The 15,808-nt window shown below is 70.8% G+C and carries 20 protein-coding genes; 2 read left to right on the forward strand and 18 right to left on the reverse strand.

The window, feature by feature from the left end; all coding sequences use genetic code 11:
• Positions 1-12: 12 nt before the first annotated feature.
• From ACZ7MG_RS01050 to ACZ7MG_RS01060, 3 genes are read right to left on the reverse strand one after another with little or no spacing between them, the layout of a single operon-like run.
• Positions 13-369, reverse strand: coding sequence for a hypothetical protein (locus tag ACZ7MG_RS01050; protein ID WP_471386228.1), 357 nt, complete (start codon positions 367-369; stop codon positions 13-15).
• A 13-nt stretch (positions 370-382) separates the two neighbouring features.
• Entirely contained in the window at positions 383-1,225 is an 843-nt protein-coding gene (locus tag ACZ7MG_RS01055; RefSeq protein ID WP_471386226.1) for a relaxase/mobilization nuclease, read from the reverse strand.
• Positions 1,222-1,647, reverse strand: coding sequence for a hypothetical protein (locus ACZ7MG_RS01060; protein ID WP_471386223.1), 426 nt, complete (start codon positions 1,645-1,647; stop codon positions 1,222-1,224). The genes ACZ7MG_RS01055 and ACZ7MG_RS01060 overlap by 4 nt, the downstream gene beginning before the upstream one ends.
• A 586-nt stretch (positions 1,648-2,233) precedes the next feature.
• On the opposite strand from ACZ7MG_RS01060, the gene ACZ7MG_RS01065 reads away from it, so the two are divergent.
• Both ACZ7MG_RS01065 and ACZ7MG_RS01070 read left to right on the forward strand, forming a co-directional pair.
• Positions 2,234-2,887, forward strand: coding sequence for a hypothetical protein (locus tag ACZ7MG_RS01065; RefSeq protein WP_471386221.1), 654 nt, complete (start codon positions 2,234-2,236; stop codon positions 2,885-2,887).
• A gap of 244 nt (positions 2,888-3,131) precedes the next feature.
• Positions 3,132-3,680, forward strand: a complete 549-nt coding sequence (locus ACZ7MG_RS01070) for a hypothetical protein (protein ID WP_471386219.1) — start codon at positions 3,132-3,134, stop codon at positions 3,678-3,680.
• A gap of 273 nt (positions 3,681-3,953) precedes the next feature.
• Here the strand turns inward: ACZ7MG_RS01070 and ACZ7MG_RS01075 are convergent, their stop codons facing one another.
• The 15 genes from ACZ7MG_RS01075 to ACZ7MG_RS01145 form a co-directional block, all read right to left on the reverse strand.
• Positions 3,954-4,403 (reverse strand): hypothetical protein, encoded by a 450-nt coding sequence (locus ACZ7MG_RS01075; protein WP_471386497.1) that lies wholly within the window; start codon positions 4,401-4,403, stop codon positions 3,954-3,956.
• Positions 4,404-4,488: 85 nt separating this feature from the next.
• Complete coding sequence (locus ACZ7MG_RS01080) at positions 4,489-6,288, reverse strand: vWA domain-containing protein (RefSeq protein WP_471386216.1); 1,800 nt, start codon at positions 6,286-6,288, stop codon at positions 4,489-4,491.
• Entirely contained in the window at positions 6,285-7,427 is a 1,143-nt protein-coding gene (locus tag ACZ7MG_RS01085; RefSeq protein ID WP_471386494.1) for an AAA family ATPase, read from the reverse strand. Before ACZ7MG_RS01085 ends, ACZ7MG_RS01080 begins: the two co-directional genes overlap by 4 nt.
• Positions 7,428-7,621: 194 nt before the next feature.
• The gene (locus ACZ7MG_RS01090; protein WP_471386491.1) at positions 7,622-7,843 is read right to left on the reverse strand and encodes a hypothetical protein; all 222 of its coding nucleotides are present in this window, start codon (positions 7,841-7,843) and stop codon (positions 7,622-7,624) included.
• Between the two features lie 37 nt (positions 7,844-7,880).
• Complete coding sequence (locus ACZ7MG_RS01095; RefSeq protein ID WP_471386488.1) at positions 7,881-8,984, reverse strand: hypothetical protein; 1,104 nt, start codon at positions 8,982-8,984, stop codon at positions 7,881-7,883.
• 87 nt (positions 8,985-9,071) lie between these two features.
• Entirely contained in the window at positions 9,072-9,395 is a 324-nt protein-coding gene (locus ACZ7MG_RS01100) for a hypothetical protein (protein WP_471386214.1), read from the reverse strand.
• Between the two features lie 584 nt (positions 9,396-9,979).
• A complete protein-coding gene (locus tag ACZ7MG_RS01105) occupies positions 9,980-10,507 on the reverse strand; it encodes a hypothetical protein (RefSeq protein ID WP_471386211.1) in 528 nt (175 codons plus the stop codon).
• A 111-nt stretch (positions 10,508-10,618) separates the two neighbouring features.
• Positions 10,619-11,236, reverse strand: coding sequence for a hypothetical protein (locus tag ACZ7MG_RS01110; protein ID WP_471386209.1), 618 nt, complete (start codon positions 11,234-11,236; stop codon positions 10,619-10,621).
• A gap of 44 nt (positions 11,237-11,280) precedes the next feature.
• Positions 11,281-11,829 carry a hypothetical protein gene (locus ACZ7MG_RS01115; RefSeq protein WP_471386206.1) on the reverse strand — a complete coding sequence of 183 codons (549 nt, stop codon included), beginning with the start codon at positions 11,827-11,829 and terminating at the stop codon, positions 11,281-11,283.
• Positions 11,826-12,563, reverse strand: coding sequence for a hypothetical protein (locus ACZ7MG_RS01120; protein ID WP_471386203.1), 738 nt, complete (start codon positions 12,561-12,563; stop codon positions 11,826-11,828). Before ACZ7MG_RS01120 ends, ACZ7MG_RS01115 begins: the two co-directional genes overlap by 4 nt.
• Positions 12,560-13,624: a DUF8094 domain-containing protein gene (locus tag ACZ7MG_RS01125; protein ID WP_471386200.1), complete on the reverse strand. Its 1,065-nt coding sequence runs from the start codon at positions 13,622-13,624 to the stop codon at positions 12,560-12,562. Before ACZ7MG_RS01125 ends, ACZ7MG_RS01120 begins: the two co-directional genes overlap by 4 nt.
• A gap of 23 nt (positions 13,625-13,647) precedes the next feature.
• Positions 13,648-14,187, reverse strand: a complete 540-nt coding sequence (locus ACZ7MG_RS01130) for a hypothetical protein (protein WP_471386197.1) — start codon at positions 14,185-14,187, stop codon at positions 13,648-13,650.
• A gap of 27 nt (positions 14,188-14,214) precedes the next feature.
• Complete coding sequence (locus ACZ7MG_RS01135) at positions 14,215-14,421, reverse strand: hypothetical protein (protein WP_471386194.1); 207 nt, start codon at positions 14,419-14,421, stop codon at positions 14,215-14,217.
• Positions 14,422-14,438: 17 nt separating this feature from the next.
• Positions 14,439-14,879, reverse strand: coding sequence for a hypothetical protein (locus ACZ7MG_RS01140; protein ID WP_471386191.1), 441 nt, complete (start codon positions 14,877-14,879; stop codon positions 14,439-14,441).
• Positions 14,880-15,053: 174 nt separating this feature from the next.
• Entirely contained in the window at positions 15,054-15,770 is a 717-nt protein-coding gene (locus ACZ7MG_RS01145; protein WP_471386188.1) for a hypothetical protein, read from the reverse strand.
• Positions 15,771-15,808: the final 38 nt, after the last annotated feature.

The following is a 15,808-nucleotide window of genomic DNA, read 5'->3' on the forward strand; positions in this document are numbered from 1 at the left end:
CGGTCAGCTCGGTCAGCGCGTCGGCCGCCTCGTCCGTGGTGGTGGCGTTGCGAAGGCGCTCGGCGAGGTGGGCGATAGAAGCGCCAGTGGCAGGTCACGGGCCGGTCGGGCGTCGGTGTCGAAGTCCGAGGCGCAGTCCACGTGGTATCCGGCGGCCCGCAGGCGTGCGACGGCGTCGGTGGCGAGACGGGACTCCTCGTCTTCGGCGAGGCCGGTGGGAGTGCGGTGGTAGGTCTCGTGGAGGCGGACGACGGCGACGAACCCCGCGCGCTGGAGGATGCCGTGTGCCTGGGAGTCACCGCCGCGGGCGAGGAGTTCGTCGGAATGCGGGTCGCGGCGGATGTCCAGGAAGCGGTCGGTACGGGGCAAGGAGACGTTTCTCCTAGGGCGATCGGTGGGCGGGGTGCCGGGTGGTGGGCGGTGCGGCGCCCCTGGGCTGGACCAGACGCGCGGCGATGCGGTCCAGGTCCTGCTGGATGGCGTGGAGGCGGCGGGCGATCAGCTCCAGGTGATGGGCCGTGTCGGTGCCGGCGGTGCCGGGCTGGCGGGCGATGCGGTGTGCGGTGTGCTCGACGAGTCCGCGGACCGTTGCCAGGGGGCCGGCCTGCTCGTCGGCGAGCTGGGTGAGGACGCTCGCGAGCTGGGCCGATGCCGTGGGCGCGGTACGGACGGAGGGCCGCGTCGTGGGCCCGCTGCGGAGGGGGATCAAGTGGAGGTCCTGCTCGATGCAGCGCGCCTCGGCCGACAGGCGCCGCAGGATGTCTGCGGGCGGGGCGTGCCACGCGCCGTCGAGGTGGATCAGGTTGGCGATCAGGTCGAGGCGTGCGGGCTGGGCCTGGACGGCGATCCACCGGCAGCCGTGCGCCTTGCCGGGAACCTCGATACCGGCAACGCGGGCGAGCCGGTGAGCGACCTCGGCCCACTCGGGGCCGGTCAGCTCCCGGTCGTCCGGATGGAGCCGGACGTCGAGGTGGAGAATCGCCCGCCGGTCGTCGTCCGGGCTGGCGGCGAACGGGTGCTCCAGGTAAGGGTCTTCGAGGTGCTCGGCCCACTGGAGGGATGTCCAGGTCTTCTGTTCGTCGTCCGGGGTGCAGTAATCCAGGCCCGGCCAGTGGGCGACGACCGTGTACTCCGTCAGGCCCTCGTCCGACGAGACCGGCCGCCGCAGTGCCCCGGCGAGTGGGTCGTGCGGAGTGTGGGTCCGCTGGTTGAGGCGGGGGATCACCGTCCGCTCCGGATGTCGGCGATGTGCACGAGCTGGCCCAGGGCGGTGGTGGTGTACCAGCCGCAGTCGATCAGCTCGTCACGGTCTGCGAACCGCGCGAGGAGGGCGTCCTCCATGGCCCGCAGGTAGATCAGGCAGTCCGGGCAGCGGCGCGAGAGGTGCACGAGGTAGCGGGGGTGGCCGGTGACGTAGGACTGGGCTCCACCGGTCGCATCGCGCAGCCGCCAGCCGTCCTCGTGGGTCGGGGTGTGCCAGGACGGGGCGACGACGCGCATCGCGTCGCCCCACAGTTCCCCGCCGGCCACCCCCTTCAGGACGACGACGGTGTCACCGGTCTGGAAGTGCTCGTGTGTGATGTCCCGGTCGGGAGTGAGTGGGTCGGGCGTGGGCGCGAAGGCCGAGGTGGGCGGGGGCTGGGACATGAGTTCCTTCCACGCGATCGGTGGCGGGGTGGGAGGAACAATGGTCCGCAGCAACGCCGGTTTGGCTAACCGGCGTTTCCCGGTTATGTTCCGCTGCGATCAGTGGAACGGGTTCTCCGTGCTGCGGTCCGCCCCAGTGGGTGTGTCGAGGAGTTTGACCGTCACTGCTCGACACCTGACAGCCGTCCGAGGATGAAGGCGGGGCTGCGGCCGGAGGCTCAACTCGCCGGACAACCACGCGATTTGGGCCATGGTCTGGTCGAACGCCTCCCGCCATCGGGCAGGATCCACGCTTTGCGCCGCGGCCACCGCACGTCTTCGTTTGTCGACACCGACCGACGATCACGCGGTGGCCGTACCCGTTCCCAGGCGGGTAGGGCCACAAGATCACAATGGTGCGGGCCGGCGGTGGATTTCGGGGACGGTTGCATCTTCCTGACGGGTCCGCAGCCATCGACGGGAAGACCTACGACTCCAAGGCGTCACCACTGGTGGACCCCGTACTGGGCGTAGGCTTCGAGGACTTCTCGTTCACTCAGGACATGCCCTCCCTCGACCCCGCCGACGCGGTCACAACTACGGCAACATGGCCCCCGCCTACGCCATGCACGGCATCGTCCTCAAGTGGGCGGTCAACTCGTACGTGCGCGGCGTCCGCGCCGACATGGTCGGCTCCCACCCGATCGTCACCGAGGAGGCCGCGCAGCTCAGCATCATCAACAACCAGCTCAACGGCTCCTGGAACAAAGGCAAGGGCGGCAACGGCTACTTCCGCGGGTCACGCGTCTGGGACTCGGTCTTTGCCGGGAACACCACCCGCAACCTTCGCCACTTCACCCTGCAGTGGTCCTCTTCCGGGAATGTGGTCATCGGGAACAGTTTCGACTCCGACCTGAACCTGCACGGCGGCTGGGAACGCAACAACCTCTTCGAACTGAACCGTGTCGCAGTCCCCTTCGCCCACCGGTCCGGGAACTGCCTCAGCAACTGCGGCGATGAAACCGGAGCCGACCCTGACGATGCGACATGGTTCCCCATCTGGTGGGGAGCCGGGAAGAAAGCCGTGAAGTGGTCCGGATCGTCGGGGCCACAGAACGTGTCAACAATGAACTACTCAAAGAGGTCAACCCCGACACGGACGTCTGGTGGACTACTACCCAGTGCGATGGAAGGTCTACCAGTTCGGCTGGAATGGATCAGGGTGGCAGCACCTACCTGCCGGGCAGCCACCGATCCATGACTGGCAGGGCAACGAGTTGCGCTCCTATAGTCCGAGTTTCGGAGTGGACGGCACTATGGACGACGACCAGCAGTCCCTGTTCCTGAACACTGTCCCGACTAACTAGCCCATGGCAGCGCATCGCACTTGAGTAGCCTGCAGACGGCCCCCACGCGACCAGCGGCGGGGGCCGTCTTGCAGGTGCCAGGAGTAGGGCAGAAGGCAAGCATGGACCCTGTCACTTCGGTAGACCATACTGTCGGGCATGAAATGGAGAACAGGCCATCTGAATGTGGAGTACAGCCAGTACTACCTCTGCGAATGGGGAATCCTCCCCGACCCTGAAGAGATTCCGAGGATTCCAAGAGGAAACACGCTCGCAGGAGCCGGGAGCGGCTATCTGACCATTAAGTCGGGCACACATAGCGGCTACATCGCGCTGACCGTCGAGTGCCGGGAAAATGAGCCGCCCCAGAATTTCGAAGCGTGGGAATCGGTTGTGGACGTCAGCTATCACAGTGAGAAAGGAATCATATTCCCTGTCCTCTGGGCAGGAGATACTCTGCGCGAAGCCAGAAATCTCGCTCACAAGGGGCCCGGCTGGTACCGCATCCGAATTCACACCCGTGGACGGGACCAAGGACGACAGCTCAGCACGGTGCCTGAACTTCCTGACCACCCCGTTGAAGAACACCTAATCACCATCTGGCCCGCGCCCCCGAAGCACGAGAAGGTCCACAAGATTGAGGACTCCTATGGGCTGAAGTCCTGGGACCCATCAAGATCGCCAGCTCCGCCTGTCTACCCCAGTTGAGGATTTGAGCAGGAGCGAGGCAAGACGGTCTGTATCCCCCTGCTGTAGCCCGTCTGTTGGTCTCGTTCGCGAACGTGAGAGGCCATGCCGTGTCATCGATTCGGGGGGCGCAAAGGCGGCGGAGGGAGGGCTGTTGTGGGGTCCGTCGAACGGCACTACCGGCAAGGCCGAGGTGCCAACTGCGCACGCGACGGTGACCCGGGCGAAGTACTCAGCCCGCCGCGCGCGTTCCTGGGCACTGGTATCAGTCCGTGATCCTCTGTGCATACGTTCCTATTGGAACGGGTTCTCCGTGCCGCGGTTGTTCTCGATGGTGGCGGCGCTCAGCAGTTCGGGCAGGTCGGTGCCCTCGGCGTCCCGCTGGTCGATCCACCATCCGGCCCGTGTGATGGTGCGGATCGTCTCCTCCAGGAAGGTCCAGTCGCTCTCGTTCCAGGTGCCTTCGGTGACCAGGGCGGTGTAGGCGCGGGTGGTGAGCTGGTGGCGGGAGCGCTCGCCCCAGTCCAGGGCACGCTCGGCACCTTCCAGCGGGGGCATCTCGAACTGGGAGGCCCAGTCAGCGGCGGCCTGCCGTTCTTCGGCCCGCCGGGCGGCGAGCCATTCCTCCTTGCTGGTGGTGTCGGCGTCGCGAGCTGCCTGCCAGCAGGGGGTGCAGTCCCGGCCTGCGAGCCAGCGGGCGAAACCGGCCCGCTTGTCGGCAGGTCGGTTGGACAAATCATGCATCACCTCGTGGGAGCAGGAGTGCTCCACAGTCCACTGTGTACGGATTGCCACGTGGTTGTTCCTTCTTTCTGTCTTCTGCGTCGTCTCAGCGTGTCCTGCGGATGGCGTCTGTGGCCGCGGTGGCGATGGCGGCGGGAGCGCTGGAGGGCTGGGGCAGGTGCAGCAAGGTGGCCCCCGGCAAGTGGTGGGACTTGGCGGTGAGGGTGAGTTGGAGTACGGCGCAGCCGGCGGTCGTGAGCTGCTTGACGCGGGTGACGGCAGAAGCGGTTTCGTCCCTGCCGTACCGGGCGTCGGTGACGATCACGAGGAGGCGGCCGGCGCCGGGGCGGCTGAGTTCGAGGCCGTGGGCGAGTGCGTCGATGGCGTCGCCGAGGTTGTGGTGGCCGCCTTTGGCATCGAACGTCGTCACGCGCTCTGGTGCTCGGTGGGTGGGTCGGGTCAATGCGGTCAGGTGCCTGTCATAGGCGATGGTGGCGGTGAGGGAGTCGGGGTCGGTCAGGGCTGCTGCGCGTGCCACGATCCAGGCAGCGGACGCGACGGGCGCGCAGGCGGCTCGCATGGAGCCGGAGACGTCGACGGCGATACCCACGCGCAGCGGTGGGGTGGGGGTGTTCCGGCGGCGGGTGTGGGTGAACGGTTCGGCGGTGGGGACGGACCCGGCGGCGCGCTGGGCGTCGCGGGCGAGGGCTGCGCGCATGTTGAGGCGGCCGGGCGGGGTGGGGCTGGTGGTCCGCTCCTCGGTCCGCTCGCGGTAGGCGGCGGCACGCAGGGCGCGGCTCAGGCGCGCGGCGGCACGCTGCTCGGCGGCGGTGGGCCTGCGGGTGCCGGTGACCGGGTTGCCGTGGGGCGCCAATGTGCCGTCGGGGGTGACGGTGGTGCCGCGGGCGTTGAAGACCGACTTGGCGGTGGCGGCGGCTTTGCGTCGCTGGCCGGCCCGCTGGGCGCGGTCCTGAGCCTGCGTCTTGGACTGCGCGGCCATGGCGTTGGTCGCTGCGGCCTGTGCCGCGAGGTCGGCGGCGTCGGTGGCTGCCGCGTGGTCCATGACGACCCCCACGGCGCCGGACAGCAGATCGGTGAGGTTCTCCGGCGCGGGCAGGGCGGGGGCCGCGGTGTCCAGAGCGTCGCACCATTCTTTCGCGTGCGCGAGCATGGTCGTGGCGTCGTGGTCGGCGCACTGGTGGGCTGCGGTCCAGATGCGGGTGAGTGTGGCCAGCAGGTCTGCGCTCAGCACCTTTTCGCACAGATCGGCGACGGCCCGGGTCTCGCCGCCGTCCAGGATGCCGACGTCACGGCGGCCGAGGACCAGGGCCGCCACGGCGGCGGCGTGCTCGATGCCCTTCAGGGTGGGGTGGGCGATGTCGGGCATGACCAGGGTTCGGGCACTGGTGCGCAGGTACGTGCGGTCCGTGGGCCGCGTGATCAGGTGGGCGCCTTCGATGCGGCTCTCCTCCAGCAGGAGCGCGGCCTCGACGACACGGGGGTTCGCTCCGGCAGGCTGCGTCCAGAGGGAGTGGGCCGCGTGCGCTGCCTCGTGGACGAACACTCCCCAGGCGGCGGGATACCTCTCCTCGTCGCCCACGATCCGCGGATGGATCTCGTGGGGCTTGAGCGGGGCGAACAGGCCGGCGTCGAACTCGACCTCGCCCAGCGTGGGGAAGAACGCGGCCGGTGCGCCGCTGCGCGTGCCGGGGCGGCAGGTGACGAGGAGGTCTGGGCGGCCGGAGAGGGCGACCAGCCGGTCGCCGAGTTCGGCTCCCACGCGCAGCCACGCGTTGGGGGAGGAACGGGGTTGTGCGGGCGGGGCGCCGTCGTCGTCCCATCGCGCGAGGGCGGCGTCGTCGTCCGGCGTGGTGGCGGGGGACTGGACGTGGTGGTGGGCGCTCATCGCGAGCGGCCCCGGTGTGCGGAGCCGGTGCTGCCCGGGGGCTGCCGGACGGCTGAGGCGGGGAGCTGCTTGCCGAGGGTGAGGGGAGCGATCTTCTTGACGCCGGCTGCCTTGATGACGGCGTCGGCGACGGCGTCGCGATCCTCCGCAGGAGCGATGCCGACGAGGTTCGCGAGCGCGGCTTTGGTGCCGAGGACGGCCTCGGTCTTCTGGTAGCTGAGCAGTTCCCGCAGTTGGGGGGCCCAGCCCAGCTCGCCGAGTTCGACCTGGTGGGCGAGGTGTCGGGCGACCCGGACCACCCGGGCATCGATCCTCAAGGCCAGGGCAAGGTCATAGTCCGTACCGATCTGGATTTGCACGCTGAACCGGCTCGCGAGCGCCTCCGTCAACACCGCCCCGTGGACGCCGGGATTGTGGCCCGCCACCACGTAGAAGCCCGGCTCGGCCTTGATGGTCTCGCCCTTGTGGGCCTTGACCTGGATCTGCCTGCGCCCGTCCATCGCGGGATACAGCGCCGCCAGGACCTTCGGTGAGATCAAGGTGGCATCGTCGATCAGCAGGGCGCGGCCCTCGGTCATCGCGGTGACCAGCGGACCGTACTGGAAGACGTAGGCTCCCGCGTCGTCCTGTGTGTACTCGCCGATCAAGTCGCCGACCGTGGTGTCGCCGTCACCGGCGACGGTGAGCAGGTCCGGGAACGCCGCCTCGACCAGACTCGTCTTGCCGGTGCCCGGAGGGCCGTAGAGCAGCACCGGCACGTCGGCGTCGCGCAAGCGGTTCAACGCCTCGACATCGGGCAGATCGGCCAGCTCCCGGGGGTGGTAGATCTGGCCCCCCGCGCGACGGATCGGGCCGGTCTGCCTGGGCGCGGCTGCTACGGGAACGGTCCTGCGGGCCGTGGCCGCCTGGGCGCGGGGAGAGTGGGTGCCCGGCGGGCTGATCACAGCCCTCTGCGCGGCTGCGGCGGTTTTCGCGTTCGCCCGGAACTCCGGTTGCCCGGTTCCGCCTTGGTCGGCCTCGCCGCGTCGCACCAGAGTGAGGACGGCATTGCGGACGGCGCCGTGGGAGTGGCCCAGCTGCCTGGCCATGTCCCCGATGGTGAGCGTTTCCCCCGGCCGGTCGGCCAGCAGTCGGGCCACCTTGGCCCGTAGTTCGCCGCCCTTGGTGCGCGCTGGACTGGCAGGCGGTGCGGGTGTGGTCAAAACGAGGCCCCTTCAACAGGTACGGGTGCGGGCGGGGTTGGCGATGCGCTGGAGAGGCCGGCCGCTCTCGGAGCGGATCACGGACTTTGCCGACATCGGCGACCGGGCCAACCCGGGCGTACCGTCGGCGCTCACCGGCCGACCGAGGGCTCGGTCCAGGTGCACCAGATGGCCGGCGACGAGCAGCTCGCCGGCTGCCGGGCAGGCCCGTGCGTCCGCTCCGTATCGGGTTCCGTCGCTCGGCAGGAGCAGACTGGCGTCTCTTCGAAGCCGGCCTGGAGCAGGATCCGCCGGGCGGCGGCGTTGTAGCCGGTGGTGGTGATCTCGCCGGTGATGGTGTGCCGGATCGTCATGAACGGCTCTGCTGGTGCTTCGGGCAAGGCGGGTCTCCTATCGGTGGTGACGGGCGGGTACGGGACTGCGGGCGGGAGCCGCTGGGAGAGTGGTGTCCAGAGCCGGGCCCGGCCTGGTTCGTGGGCGTGGGGTGCGGTGGGGCGGCAGGACGGCGACAGTGGCGTCGAGGTCGTCGGCCGCCTCGCGCACTTCGCGGGTGAGGAAGTCGACCTGCCGGGCGAGGGCGGCGAGCCGGGCGGCGATCTGGCGGCCCCGCACGGTCTCCAGGGCGTGGGCGAACTGGCCTGCGGTCTCCAGCAGTTCCTGGAGCCGGATCAGCGACCCCGCGCTGTAGCCGTGCTGGGTGGCGGCGAACAGGACGTCGGCGACGTCACCTGCCGCTTGTGCCTCGGTGACGTCCCGGATCAGCTCCTGCAGGCCCACCTCGGGCGCGGTCTCCGGGCGGTTGAGCCGGGAGCCGTCCGCTCGCAGCACGCCGGGAGGGACCGCGGAGGGAAGTGCCTGCCCGGCGACGGACTCGTTGGCGTAATGCCCGATCACCTGCCAGTCCGGCGCGTCTGGGTCGCCGGCCAGAGCGACCACGACCGAGGAGTCGTCGTCGTTGATCAGGTGGGCCAGCGTGATGAGCCGTCCGTCGGCGGCGTACCACGACTCGGTCAGATTCAGCGCACCCCGCCGCTGGGCCGCGCGGGCCATGTCGGTCCACAGTTGCCGTTCCTCGGCGGTCAGCGGGATCTCGCGCTGCTCGCGTCGACCGGCGAGTTCGGTGGCGAGGTGGCTGTGCTCTGCCCAGAAGGCGAGGTGCGGCCACACGGCCGCGTGCTGCGCGCCTGCGGCTTCGGAGCCGGGTTCGGCGGGCGAGTCGAGGGCCTTCGTGATCTCCGTGTGGGAGGCGGAGAGGTGGTCGAGCACGGTCCGCCACCCGTCGGTGTGCCGGGCAGGCGGCAACGCGTCGAGAGCGGGCCGGGCGGCGGAAAGCAGTTCGGCGGCGTGGGGGGCGAGCTGGGTGGCGTATGCCTGGAGGGCCGCCAGATTTCGGTGGGTGCGGGCTGCGTCGTCGGCGGGGCGGTGGACGCTCCGGCCTCGGCGATCGCGGGCAGTATCGAGCGCGGTCTCGGCCGCCTGGGCGATGACCGCCATACGCATCCGGAAGTCCCGTGCCCGGCGCGCGAGTTCTGAGTTGGGCAGCGGGGGGTGTTCGGGGATCGGGTCCTCCCTGGCTCTCGGTCAGCGGCGTGCCGGGCGGCCGGGCGGCGGGGCCTGCGCGGCTGTTGATGGCCGTCGTACGGCCGGTCCGGGGCGGTCGGCGCGCAGGTCGGGGTCGAGGTGGACGGGGTAGCGGGCGGCGGCCAGCATCTGCGCGGCCCAGGCGGCGTGTTCGTTCTCCCAGTCGCGTCCGAGGTCGAAGGGCAGCCGCACCCATTGCCCGCGCAGAGTCGGGAAGGTGAGGAATCCGGCTCGGGCGAGGATGTCCGCGGCGAACCGGTCGTAGTGTCCTTCGACTTCGACCTCGCCGCCTGGGCCGCGGTTGATGCGGATCGGCTCGGCCATACTCACCTCCCGCGCCCGCGCTGCCGGACGACTGCGGCGATACCGGCCCCCGTGGGCCGTGGCGCGGGGCGGACGCGGGCCAGGGCGGTGATGCGGGAGGGGAGCCGAGCGGCGGCCCGCGCGATACGGGAGCGGCGTTCCCACCGGTCGTTGGCGGCCGTCGGCGCAGTGGGAGCCGGTGCGGGGGCGGTATCGAGTCCGCTGTCGGCTCGTACTTCGTAGCCGAGGCGCCGCAGATCGTGGACGGCCTGGCGGGTGCGGCGCAGCCCGTCGCGGTCGGGCTCGGTCAGCCGGTACAGGCCCGGGGAGAAGGGGACGGGCTCGAACTGCTCGCGGACGAGGAACCATTCGGCCAGGTGCGGGGTGAAGCTCGGGTCGGCGGCGGCGACGAAACCGTGCTCGGGGTCGGGGCGGAAACGGAAGTGGTGAAACAGAAGCAGATCCTTGATCTACGGGTCACCGGCGTGAAGCCGGACGTTGGTGGGGGCGTCGTAGGGCGGGCCGGGGGAGCGGGGCTGGCGGCAGATGCCTGGGCTGGCCCGAGGGGCGCGGCGTCGGTAGGGGATTTGGGGAGGTGCCGGGGTTCATCGGCGGCTCGGCTGCCGGACGGGCGCACCGGCAGCCGGCCGGGTGCCGGGGCCGGCCGCGCGTGGGGTGGTGGGCCCGGCAGGTGCGGATGCCTCACGCAGCGCGGCGGCGGTGTCACGGAGCCTGAAACGGGCGGTGACGCAGTACTCGGCCGCCATGGTCCGCAGCACCTCGGGGTCGTTGCGCAACGGGGAGTGGGCGAGGTCCGTCACGGCTTCGCGCTGGAAACCGGTGGTGGTGTAGGCCAGGGCCTCGGTGAGGGTGCCTAGGACGTGGGCGATGCCGGTGGCGGCGGTGGCGAGCTGGACGAGCGTGCCGCGCTCGGGCGGGTGGACCGTCTCGGGCGCGGTGAACCGGTCCTGGGCGCATTTGAGGGCGTGCTGCAGGTGGTGGGCGAGCATGCTGATGTCGTCGGTGAGCGTGATGAGATCGACGGCCTCGGGACGGGACGGGAGCTGATCGGCCAGCCCGCCCAGTCGCCGGGCCAGTACGTCGAGTGTGCCGTGGGAGACGGACGAGGGCATCTGCTCACCCCGGTCGGCTCATCGCTCGCCCGCCAGTATCTGGGGACGACGACGGTGATCTTGGCGGTGGGGGAGGGCAGGACGATCTCCACGGAAGTCGGGACGGAGGGTTCAGCGGTGGGGGCCGGTCCGTGGCGCGGTGGTGGGCGCCGCCGGGCCGCTGGCCGGCCGGGTGACGGTGGGGGTGCGGGGCGACTGCGTGACGGGGATCGGATGCCCGGGGCGCCAGTGATAGGTGCTGTTGCTGAAGGGCATTCGGGGGTCGGTGTTCCACGGGATGAGGGGACCGCGGTCGTCCGCGTGCAGGGCGATGATCTCGATGCCGTGCGGGTGCAGGACGTATCCCCATTGCAGGTCCCCGCGGGACGCCTCGGTGACAGCCCACCCCTCAGGCTCCGGCTCGGTGTCGGTTTCGGTGTCGCCGACGGTGATGACCCAGACGTTGTCGTTTTTGGTGCTGGGGTGTTCGTCGCCGTCGGTGAGTTCGGTACGCAGAGGGTCGGGGGTGTCGTCGAGGAGGTCGGTGCCCAGGTCGAACCAGCCGTCCGGTGCCTCGTCGATCAGGTGCCGGCACAGGGCGTCGAGGTCGCCAGCGAAGCGGTACCGGTGGGCGGCGAGCAGCAGGGGGAGTTGATGGCTGGGGTAGCCGTCGTGGAGGACCCCGACGCCGGCGTACCCGGTGTCGGTGGGGCGGGCGATAAAGGAGCGGGTGGCCAGAGGATTCTCCAAGGACGTCCAAGGACGTACAGGCGGTGGGTGGTTGGCCCCTGGGTTCAGGGGTGGCGGCGACCGTGGTGGGTTCCGCCGTTCCCGGTGGCCCGGCGATGCTGCTCGCTGACCACGGGCAACGGGGAGTACGCCGGGGTGGGCTGAGCGTTGGTGACGGGGCGGGTGACGGCGTCGAGGGCGCGCTGGAGGCTGCGCTGCGCGGCGGCGTGGCCAAGGGTGATGTTCAGTCGGCTCTCGGCCGGTGTGGTGGTGCCGGGCCGGTGAGTATGCCGGTGGAGGGTGGCGAGGCCGGCCACGGCCGTGCTCAGGTGGGTGGCCGCCCGGTTGGTGTGAGCGAGGGCGGTGCCCAGTTGAGTCAGGTACCCGCGTCCCGTATCGGTTTGTGCGAGTGCACTGTCGGCGGACTGCCGCAGGTCCGCGACGAGGCCGGTGGACAGGTTGTAGACGGCGACCAGCTGGTCGAGCAGGGGGACGAATGCCGCTTGCGTGGTGCCGGTCTGCGGCAGGTCCAGGCCGGTGGTGGTCTCGGTGATACGGCGCTGCCAGAGGACCAGGCGGGCGTGGACGAACACGTCGTGGCGGCTCTGGCTCACCGGGTCATCCCCTTGCGTGGGGTGACCCGGGGAAGGGGCGGGTGGGAGCGCGGTCCTTCGGCGGAGTGCACGACGATGTGGAAGTCCCGGTGGCGCAGGTGCTGCAGGACGGTGATCAGCTGATACCGGGTCCGCGTGGGATTGAGGGTGTCGGGGAGGTGGCATTCGCCGGTGGCCGGGTCGAGCAGGAAACCACCGCGGAGCAGAGCACTGTTGACACCGATGTAGCCGGAGCGGATCCGCGGACGCCGGTCGGCGTCGAAGGCGACGTGGACCTGGAGGTGGCCGGGGCTGCTGCGCCGGATCGAGGTCGGGGAGGTGAATCGGTAGTCGTGCAGCAGTCGGCGCTTCAGCAGGGCCGTGGCCCGGACGGGGTCGGCCGGGATGGCGATGCCGCGCGGCGCCCTCAGGCCCTGGACGTGCTGGTGGCCGGTGTTGGCGGGCAGCATCGGCAGCACCAGGTACTCGCCCGGCCGGTGCGGGCGGGGCATGACGTACAGCTGCAGCCCCCAGTGGTGGGTGAGCACGCTGCGCTGGACATCGGTGGTCTCAAATGCGGCATACGGCAGGGGGCCGCTGTCCCAGATCCGGTTGGCGGCCGGGTCGTCGGCGATGGCTACCGCGGTGGGGGAGGGGCGCCAGCCGGGCAGCCGTTCGGCGAGCGCGTCGGTGAACTCGGTTATGGGCAGGGAGGGTTCCTGTGCGGTGCGGGGGTTCCGGGCAGTGAGGGTCATGAGGCGGTGGTCATGCCGTGGGCGTCGGTCCTGCGGCACCGGTAGCCGAGCAGAGCCGATGTACCGGGTGAGGTGGGGACGACGGCGACATCGGAGCAAGTGAAGGTGTAGGTGAAGGACGGGCTGGAGGCGGTGCCGAGCCAGGCACGGTCTTCCTTGTCCGGCACGATCTCCAGCCCGGAGCGGGTGACGGCGTCGTGCTGGGTGTGGGAGTGCGCGAACACGACCAGGGCGGCTTGGCCGTCGGCGGTCTTGAGGGCGTAGCTGTCGGTGTACTGCGGGCGGGCCGCGGAGAACACGGTGGAGCCGCGGGTGCCGAACTTGCCGACGGCGCGGTCGTGCGCTTTGATCTGCCGGGCGGATGCCTTCGAGGGGGCGAACACCTTCGAGGCGGTGGTGTCGCCGCCGGTGGTGAAGTTGTCGCCGACCGCCGCTCGCAGCACGCCGACCGGGGCGGCGACGTTCGTGGTGGAGGTGGCGTCGAGGGCGGTGGCGTAACCGTCCGCGTCCAGCGCGATGGTCGGGAACTGCGACGGGTCGTCGAGGTCGACCGCGGCGACCATCTCCCACCGCCGGGTGCCGGGCTGCTCGGCCATGACCAGGACGCGGGCGTAGCGATTGTCCCTGCCGCTGTAGGTGAGGGCGGCGAACCACTTCTTCTGGCCGGCGGTGAAACGGGGGATGTAGACGGTCGTGGAGGCAAGGTCGTACGACCAGGGCCTGTATGCCGGGCGGTCGGCTTCGGGCAGGCCCTCGTCCTGACGGTAGTCCGAGAGCGACATCGCGTGGAGCGGGCCGTCCTCGATCGTGTCCAGGAGCCGGCGGTCGTGGCTGGCGTTGGCCCGGTTGTTGATCTCGGAGTAGTGGGCGATGCGGGCCAGCGCCTGGTTCTTCGTCAGGGCCGGTTCGGCGGTCGGCGCGGGCGCCGTGGTGCGGGAGGCCCTGTCCGTGATGTCGCTGGGGGTACGGCTCGCGGTGGTACAGGAGGACACGGTGATCGTGGCCGCCACGACGACAGTGAGCCACAGGGCGGGGCGGCGGGCGGGGGAGTGCAGGGGCATGAGGTGCTCCGGGGTGGGTCGGGTCAGCGGCGGCGCGCGGTGGAGGGGGCCGCAGGCCGAACAAGCGCGGTCGGAACGCCGGGCGTGCGGTTGTCGGCGGCGACTCGCAGCTGCTTCGAGGCCCGGGCCAGCTCGGCACGGGCCGCGACCATGCGGTCCACGAGCGCCTGGTGCGCGGTGGCGGTCGCCCGGGCTTGGGCACGGCTGGGAGCCTGGTGGGTGAGGTCGGCGAGATGACCGAGGTGGCGGACGGCGGCGCCGAGGGCGGCGAGCGCAGCTGCTGTCGGCTCGGCGGCACACGCGAGCGCGAGGGCGGTACGGCGGCTGGCGACTGTGACCCGGTTCGGGTAGCGGGTGGCGGACCGGTGTCGGAAGGCGTGCTCACCGGCCAGCTCGCCGAGCAGGCGGGAGAGATGGCGGATCTCGTCGTCGAGGATCTCGCTCAACCCCGGATCAGGGGGCGGTGTGAACTGGTCGGGCAGCGGGAGATGGTCGGCGACGGTGTTGAGCCGGTCCGCCGTCGAGTGCAGCAGCAGCCGCTGGTCGAGATCGGACAGTGACACCTCCAGGAGATGGATGGGAACGGCGCGCTACCGCCGGGCCGTGGGCGGCGGGTTCGCGGGCGTCCGCGGCAGACCGGGGCGGGGCGTGAGCGGGGCCGCCCCCCCCCAGAGCCGGCCGGCCGCCGGCCACTGGTCTGCGAACGCGGGATACACGTGATCCTCGCCGCGCCAGGTGCCGGGCAGCCGCTCCGCCAGGGCGGCGGCGAAGCCGGACAGGCGCGGGTATGCGGGCATGGTGTTCCTGGGTGCCGTCAACGGGTGGGGCCGGTGGACGGTCCGGCGGGAGGGGCCGATGGTGCCGGCAGGCCGGGCGGGCGCTGCGCGACGTGCCGATGGACCACGGCTTCCTGCCGGGTCCGGTGCTGGAGCGGAGGCGGGTCGAGTGCTCGTATGCGGTCGACGGCGACGTGGAGCTGTTCGCCGAGAGCGCGGACGCAGGCAGCGGCATCCTGGAAGTCGTCGGACAGGTCGAACCCGTCGTCGGTCTCGGACTCCTTGGTCTTCTCGGCTGCCGCCTCGAAGAACTCGGCGAGGCGTTCGACGAGCCCGTCCGTCGGCTCCAGGACCTGATCGACGAGCTGGGCGGCTTCCTCGTACGATCTGGCGGCGTTGAGCCGGTCGGTCAGGTCGAGGACCTGGCGGCCGTATATGTAATGGCCCGCTGGATCGGTGGGCGTGGTGAGCTGAGTCATCGGTGGCACTTCGGTGTCGTGGCGGGTGGAATGGGGCGGCATCGGCTGCGCCGGCCGCGAGTCCGGGGACCGGACACGAGAGAAGCGGCCTGCGCTGCCGCGCAGTTGGCGGTGATGGGCGGACAGCCGCGTTCGAGGAGCAGCTGCTACCGCCGCCGTGGCGGCAGGGGCTGTTCAGCGGGTTCGGGTACCTGGAACTCGTGGCACCGCAATGGCGGGCACAGTGCGGTGTGCCCCGCTGGTCAGGGAGGGAGCGGAGCGTGCTGGCGCGGCCGGGGCGAAGGGGCCCATGTTGCCGCCGATCAAGGAGGGTCGGTCGTTGAGGTCATCGAGCCATCTCAGGAGCCGGGGCAGGTTCTTGTCGGGCCCGTAGGCCAGATATGTGCCGTCTGCGGTGTCGCAGCCGAACCACTCGGCGATGCCCAGGCGTATGCGGGAGTTGACGCGGCCCATGTGCACGCCCTTGCCGCGCGCCTTCGCCTCACGAGCCAGTCGCTCGGCGACCGGGCCGAGCTTCCACTCGGTCGATCCGGCCAGGAATAGGACGTCAAAGTCGTCCCAGGGCAGCAGCCCGGGGGCATCGCAGCCGTCCTGGGCCGCGTAAGCGGCGGGGACGCGCAGCTCACGGATGCGGGCCAGCCACGGCAGGGACTCCGTGAGGGTGGCGGCGGCGTCGAACGGCTGGTCCGGGGCGAGCGCCCACAGGCAGCGGTCGGGTCCGTACCGGTGGACGGTCCGGCTCAGCCAGTCGAACCACGCGTCGGCGCCGGGCCAGTAGCGGCCACGGCCGTCGCTGCCGAACTTGGAGTTGTCACACGCGTACAGGGCGCCGTCCGGGATCCGGGCGCCTTGCGCCGGGGTGGTCATGCAGCCGAGACGTCCGGCACTCATGGCCGCCCGTATCTCAGGGCCCGACGGGGTGCCGAGGT

This window comes from Streptomyces sp. NPDC107538 (assembly GCF_055657445.1).

Bases quoted from the DNA above. Each gene is read 5' to 3' on its own strand.
- ACZ7MG_RS01060 (WP_471386223.1), bottom strand. From the start codon at position 1,647: ATGTCCCAGCCCCCGCCCACCTCGGCCTTCGCGCCCACGCCCGACCCA.
- ACZ7MG_RS01065 (WP_471386221.1), top strand. From the start codon at position 2,234: ATGGCCCCCGCCTACGCCATGCACGGCATCGTCCTCAAGTGGGCGGTC.
- ACZ7MG_RS01070 (WP_471386219.1), top strand. From the start codon at position 3,132: ATGAAATGGAGAACAGGCCATCTGAATGTGGAGTACAGCCAGTACTAC.
- ACZ7MG_RS01075 (WP_471386497.1), bottom strand. From the start codon at position 4,403: ATGCATGATTTGTCCAACCGACCTGCCGACAAGCGGGCCGGTTTCGCC.
- ACZ7MG_RS01080 (WP_471386216.1), bottom strand. From the start codon at position 6,288: ATGAGCGCCCACCACCACGTCCAGTCCCCCGCCACCACGCCGGACGAC.
- ACZ7MG_RS01090 (WP_471386491.1), bottom strand. From the start codon at position 7,843: ATGACGATCCGGCACACCATCACCGGCGAGATCACCACCACCGGCTAC.
- ACZ7MG_RS01095 (WP_471386488.1), bottom strand. From the start codon at position 8,984: ATGGCGGTCATCGCCCAGGCGGCCGAGACCGCGCTCGATACTGCCCGC.
- ACZ7MG_RS01100 (WP_471386214.1), bottom strand. From the start codon at position 9,395: ATGGCCGAGCCGATCCGCATCAACCGCGGCCCAGGCGGCGAGGTCGAA.
- ACZ7MG_RS01105 (WP_471386211.1), bottom strand. From the start codon at position 10,507: ATGCCCTCGTCCGTCTCCCACGGCACACTCGACGTACTGGCCCGGCGA.
- ACZ7MG_RS01120 (WP_471386203.1), bottom strand. From the start codon at position 12,563: ATGACCCTCACTGCCCGGAACCCCCGCACCGCACAGGAACCCTCCCTG.
- ACZ7MG_RS01125 (WP_471386200.1), bottom strand. From the start codon at position 13,624: ATGCCCCTGCACTCCCCCGCCCGCCGCCCCGCCCTGTGGCTCACTGTC.
- ACZ7MG_RS01135 (WP_471386194.1), bottom strand. From the start codon at position 14,421: ATGCCCGCATACCCGCGCCTGTCCGGCTTCGCCGCCGCCCTGGCGGAG.
- ACZ7MG_RS01140 (WP_471386191.1), bottom strand. From the start codon at position 14,879: ATGACTCAGCTCACCACGCCCACCGATCCAGCGGGCCATTACATATAC.
- ACZ7MG_RS01145 (WP_471386188.1), bottom strand. From the start codon at position 15,770: ATGAGTGCCGGACGTCTCGGCTGCATGACCACCCCGGCGCAAGGCGCC.